Origin of the sequence: Arthrobacter sp. 7Tela_A1 (assembly GCF_049311065.1) — a bacterium.
In the GTDB taxonomy this organism is placed as follows: Bacteria; Actinomycetota; Actinomycetes; order Actinomycetales; family Micrococcaceae; genus Arthrobacter_B.
Genome location: NZ_JAXIOO010000070.1, coordinates 1 through 5,460 on the forward strand (window position 1 = coordinate 1; position 5,460 = coordinate 5,460).

The 5,460-nt window shown below is 63.5% G+C and carries 5 protein-coding genes; 4 read left to right on the top strand and 1 reads right to left on the bottom strand.

Going from position 1 to position 5,460, the window contains the following annotated elements; translation table 11 throughout:
- Positions 1–61 precede the first annotated feature (61 nt).
- Positions 62–916 (bottom strand): Bax inhibitor-1/YccA family protein, encoded by an 855-nt coding sequence (locus TVB01_RS16435; protein WP_422456974.1) that lies wholly within the window; start codon positions 914–916, stop codon positions 62–64.
- A gap of 349 nt (positions 917–1,265) precedes the next feature.
- Between TVB01_RS16435 and TVB01_RS16440 the strand changes: the two genes are divergently transcribed.
- The 4 genes from TVB01_RS16440 (at position 1,266) to TVB01_RS16455 (ending at position 5,419) form a co-directional block, all read left to right on the top strand.
- Positions 1,266–2,615 carry a branched-chain amino acid ABC transporter permease gene (locus TVB01_RS16440; RefSeq protein ID WP_422456975.1) on the top strand — a complete coding sequence of 450 codons (1,350 nt, stop codon included), beginning with the start codon at positions 1,266–1,268 and terminating at the stop codon, positions 2,613–2,615.
- A gap of 10 nt (positions 2,616–2,625) precedes the next feature.
- Complete coding sequence (locus TVB01_RS16445) at positions 2,626–3,606, top strand: branched-chain amino acid ABC transporter permease (protein ID WP_422456976.1); 981 nt, start codon at positions 2,626–2,628, stop codon at positions 3,604–3,606.
- A 125-nt stretch (positions 3,607–3,731) separates the two neighbouring features.
- A complete protein-coding gene (locus tag TVB01_RS16450; protein WP_422456978.1) occupies positions 3,732–4,676 on the top strand; it encodes an ABC transporter ATP-binding protein in 945 nt (314 codons plus the stop codon).
- The gene (locus TVB01_RS16455; protein ID WP_422456977.1) at positions 4,673–5,419 is read left to right on the top strand and encodes an ABC transporter ATP-binding protein; all 747 of its coding nucleotides are present in this window, start codon (positions 4,673–4,675) and stop codon (positions 5,417–5,419) included. The genes TVB01_RS16450 and TVB01_RS16455 overlap by 4 nt, the downstream gene beginning before the upstream one ends.
- Positions 5,420–5,460 lie beyond the last annotated feature (41 nt).

The following is a 5,460-nucleotide window of genomic DNA, read 5'->3' on the forward strand; positions in this document are numbered from 1 at the left end:
CACCCCCCGGGCCCCCCCGGGTGGGCCCGGGGGCCCCCGCGGTTTGATGCTGAAACGGCTGTTACTCGTCGCCGCGCAGGATCGCCAGGATTCGGATGATTTCCACGTAGAGCCAGACCAGGGTCACGGTCAGGCCGAAAGCCGCGGTCCACGAGTAGCGCTGCGGAGCACCGGCTTTGACGCCCTGCTCAATGGAGGTGAAGTCCATGATCAGGGAGAAGGCCGCGAGGCCGACTGCCAGGAGGCCAATGATGACGCCCAGCGGGATACCGGCGATTTGGAAGCCCCGCACGCCCCACGGATCGTCAACGACACCGAAGAGCATGAGGCCCACGTTCACCAGGGAGAAGACCGCGTAGCCGATCAGGGCGATCATGAAGAAGCGCATCGCCTTCGGCGTGGCACGTACCTTGCCGCTCTTGAACAGGAGCAGGGTCACGGCGAACACAGAGAGCGTGCCCACTACGGCCTGCAGGCCGATGCCCGGGTACAGCGCATCCAGGATCTGGGTCAGTGCGCCGAGGAACATGCCTTCGAGCACCGCGTATCCCAGGATGAGCGCCGGAACCGGCTCGCGCTTGAACGAGTTGACGAGGCCCAGGACGAAGCCGCCGAGCGCGCCCACGATCATGAGCAGGCCGGCCGCGCCGGGAAGCACGAACACGGGGATCGCAGCACCGAGGAGGACAACTGCCAGGCAGCCAAGGGTCTTCATGATGACGTCGTCATACGTCATCCGTCCGGTCTCGGACGGTCCTGCGGACGGAGCCGCATAGAGATCCTGGAGCTGCTGCGGGCTCATGGGGTCCTGCTGGGGTCCTGCAAACGGGCCGCCTGAAGGAACGGTGGCCGTTCCGCCGCGGGTTTGGGAACGGAAATTCTTTCCGTTGAAAACCGGGTTGCCGCCTAGTGCCATGAATATGTCCTCCGTTTGGGGGGCTTGGGTCTGTTAATCAGCCTACCAATGGAACGCTCAACGGGCAGCGATGATTCCACGGACTGGAAAGGCTTTGATAACGGTTTGGCACCGAGGGGGCAGGAATCGGCCTCCGGGCTTCCATAATGAAGCACCCGGTGGAGTCGTTACCTGATCGCGACCAAAGCTCACTACTTCGGTCACCCCACCGAAACAAACGCCGGGTAGCATGATCACCATTCGTGACTGAGATCACAAGGTCACATCTAGAATGCGCCGACAACCGGTGCATTTATACCCCCGGCGGAGGTTATTCACTTTGGGAAGAATATCGGCACTCGCCCGGTATATGGGGATGCTAGTGGCGGTGGCCGGCATATTTGCCGGGCTCCTGCTCGCTGCCCCTGCCGTGCATGCAACAACAGCTCCACCCTCGGCAACGGAAACCGCAGCGCCGGAATCCAGCACCGAAAGCCCAGATCCTTCAAGCGGGGATGACAGTGAAGTGTCCGACGGCGCTGAGTACCAGGACCGGATCAGCGGCGTCCTGCGAAACGCCGGTTCGCCGGTCCAGGGTGTCACTGTCAAAGCCAGCGGCAACGGCTACGAAGGTGAAACGCAGACCGCTGAGAACGGCTCGTGGTCCATTGGCGTTCCTGAACAAGGCGCCTACGAGGTGGAGCTGGACGAGTCCACCCTTCCGGACGGAGTCGCCCTGGCCGAGGGGCAGCAGAATCCCCGCACTGTTACCTTCGCCGGCACCTCGAACATCACAACCCTCTTCCTGCTCGGCGAGGGCATCGTGCTGCAGTCGGACAGCTTCGCCACGAAGCTCACCGAGCGTGCGATTGCCGGGCTCAGCTTTGGACTCCTCCTGGCCCTGAGCGCCGTCGGACTGTCCTTGATCTTCGGCACCACCGGCCTCACCAACTTCGCGCACGGCGAGATGGTGACGTTCGGCGCCGTGCTGGCCTTTGCCTTCGCCTCCATCGGGCTGCCGCTGTGGCTGGCCCTGATCCTGGCGGTCATTGGCGGTGCAGGGCTTGGCTATGTCCAGGACGCAGGGCTTTGGAAGCCGCTGCGCAAGCGCGGAACCGGCCTGGTGCCGATGATGATCGTCAGCATCGGCCTTGCCCTGGCCCTTCGGTACACGATCCTCTTCTTCTTCGGCGGTGCCACGCAGCAGCTGCCGTCTTCGCAAAGCCCCATGCTGGAGCTGGGGCCGGTCTCGATTTCCCGGAACAACCTGGTCTCACTGGCCGTGTCCCTGGTGATCATCCTCATTGTTGCGGCGCTCCTTCTGCGAACCCGCATCGGCAAGGCAACCCGCGCCGTGGCCGACAACCCGCCGCTCGCGGCTGCCTCCGGCATCGACGTCGACCGCGTCATCCGCATTGTCTGGATGGCAGGCGGCGCACTCGCCGCCCTCGGCGGTATCCTCTGGGCCTATTACCGGCCCGGAGTCTCCTTCAACATGGGGCAGCAGATCCTGCTGCTGATCTTTGCCTCGGTCACGCTGGGTGGTCTCGGAACCGTCTTCGGTGCGCTGATCGGCTCTATCATCGTGGGACTCTTCGTGGAGATCTCCACCCTGTGGCTCGAGGCGGACCTGAAATACGTCGGCGCGCTGCTCATTATGATTCTCGTCCTCCTGGTTAGGCCGCAGGGCATCCTGGGCCGCCGAGAGCGCATAGGTTAGGGGCTTCGACATGGACTTCGGAAACATACTGCTCGGCGCAGTCAATGAATTCTTCACTCCTACTACGGCTGCCTATGCCCTTGCTGCGCTCGGACTCGCGGTGCACTTCGGCTATACCGGGCTGCTGAACTTCGGCCAGGCCGGCTTCATGGCCATCGGCGCTTACGGCTTCGCCATTCCCACCCTGAGCTTCGGCGCACCCCTGCCCGTTGCCCTGCTGATCTCGATGCTGGCCTCGGCGGCGTTTGCGGTCATCCTGGGACTTCCCACACTGCGGCTTCGAGCGGATTACCTGGCGATTGTGACGATCGCGGCCGCCGAAATCATCCGTTACATCGTGACCACGAACGGACTCACCAACGTCACCGGCTCAGCCAACGGGCTTGCCGCCTTCGAAGGCGGGTTCTATGCCCTCAATCCCTTCGGCCCGGGTACCTACTCGTTCGGTCCCTTCAGCCTCAGTGAGCGTGACCTGTGGATCCGGGTTGTCGCCTGGTCCGTCGTCGCGCTTGCCTGCCTGATGGTCTGGCTGCTGGTGCGCAGCCCCTGGGGACGCGTCGTCAAGGGCATCCGCGAGGACGAGAACGCTGTCCGCTCGCTTGGCAAGAACGTCTATGCCTACAAGATGCAGGCACTGATCATCGGTGGCCTGCTCGGCTCCCTGGCAGGCATCATCTTCACCCTTCCGCGAGGAGCGGTGCAGCCGGCCAACTACGGGACCGAACTCACGTTCTTCCTTTACACGGCCCTCCTGCTGGGCGGAATGTCCACTGTCCTGGGACCTGTCATCGGAGCCATGATCTTCTGGGCCGTGCTGTCCTTGACCCAGAGCCTCCTCTACGGAGCGATCGAGTCCGGGTTCATCACGTTCCTGAACACCACCCAGGCCGGACAACTGCGGTACATCCTGGTAGGTGTGGCGTTGATGCTGCTGATGATCTTCAGGCCGCAAGGCGTGCTCGGCAATAAGAAGGAGCTGTCATTCGCATGAGCCATCAAGCACAAAGCCCGCAGCCGGAGCGCCTGCCCGGCGCCCATGCGGCTGCTCCGGCGGAGAAAGTCCAGCCGGCCGCTGCCGATTCCAGTCATGAGGCGAGCTGGGCCGGCAATGAATACATGACGGACGACCGGCCCATCGCTGCCGAGGCCACAGGTCCCGGCTGCCGGAAGCGGGACCCGATCCTGGTGGCCTCCAACGTCACCCGTACCTACGGCGGCATCAACGCCGTCGACGTCGAGCACGTAGAGATCCCCCGCAACAAGATCACCGCACTGATCGGGCCAAACGGAGCGGGCAAGACCACGCTCTTCAACCTGCTCACCGGCTTCGACACCCCGCAGTCAGGGGAATGGAAGTTCGAGGACAGGGACCTGGCGGGTGTCTCCGCCTATAAGGTTGCCCGTCTGGGCATGGTCCGGACCTTCCAGCTGACCAAGGTCATGGGCAAGCTGACGGTGCTGGAGAACATGCGGCTCGGTGCCAGCGAGCAGCCCGGCGAGGCCCTGCGGCGGGCGCTCTTCCGTCCGCTGTGGAAGCGCCGGGAAGATGAGATCACGGAACAGGCTGATGCCCTGCTGGCTAAGTTCAAGCTGGACACCAAGCGCAGCGACTACGCCGCTTCCCTCTCGGGCGGCCAGCGGAAACTGCTGGAGATGGCACGGGCGCTGATGGTCAATCCCAAGCTCGTGATGCTGGACGAACCGATGGCCGGCGTGAACCCCGCGCTGACCCAGTCGCTCCTGGACCACATCAAGAACCTGAAGGCCGAAGGCATGACGGTACTGTTCGTGGAACACGACATGCACATGGTCCGCCACATTGCCGACTGGGTCATCGTCATGGCCGAAGGCAAAGTCGTTGCCGAGGGTCCCCCCGGCGACGTCATGAAGGACCAGGCAGTGATCGATGCCTATCTGGGTGCCCACCACGACGTCGATCTGGGCGATTCCGAAGGCTTCGAGAAACTCGAGGCCGTGCTGGAGGAAGATCCTGAATCAGATATTCGCGGCGGCGAGGGACTGGCCCCGGTCACCATCGAAGAACGTAAGGACATGGCATGAGCGCTGAGAACTTCGAGGGCGACTCCGTCGTCAAGGTCACGGACCTCGTGGCCGGCTACATCCCCGGGGTCAACATCCTCAACGGCTGCTCCATCGAGGCCCGCCGCGGCGAACTGATCGGCATCATTGGTCCCAACGGTGCCGGAAAGTCGACCCTGCTGAAGGCCATGTTCGGGCTGGTGAAAGTCCACTCGGGCACCGTCATGGTGCGCGGGCAGGACCTGACCGGGCTGAAGGCCAACAAGCTGGTCAGCCGGGGCGTGGGCTTCGTGCCGCAGAACAACAACGTCTTTGCATCCCTCACCATCGAAGAGAACCTGCAGATGGGTCTCTACCAGCAGCCGAAGAACTTCAAGGAACGCTTCGAGTTTGTCGCGGACCTCTTCCCGGAGCTGAAGAAGCGGCGGGCGCAGCGCGCCGGCTCCCTCTCCGGCGGTGAACGCCAGATGGTGGCCATGGGCCGGGCGCTGATGATGGAACCTGCTGTGCTCCTGCTCGATGAGCCGTCGGCCGGCCTCTCCCCCGTGAAGCAGGATGAAACCTTCCTGCGCGTGCACGAGATCAACCGGGCGGGCGTCTCGGTGATCATGGTGGAACAGAATGCCCGGCGCTGCCTGCAGATCTGTGACCGCGCCTATGTCCTGGATCAGGGCAAGGACGCGTACACGGGTACCGGGCGCGAACTGATGAAGGACCCCAAGGTCATCCAGCTGTACCTGGGCACCCTGGCCGATACGGCGTAGTCCGAGTCATCGACAGTGCCGCCCGGAGCCTCGCTCCGGGC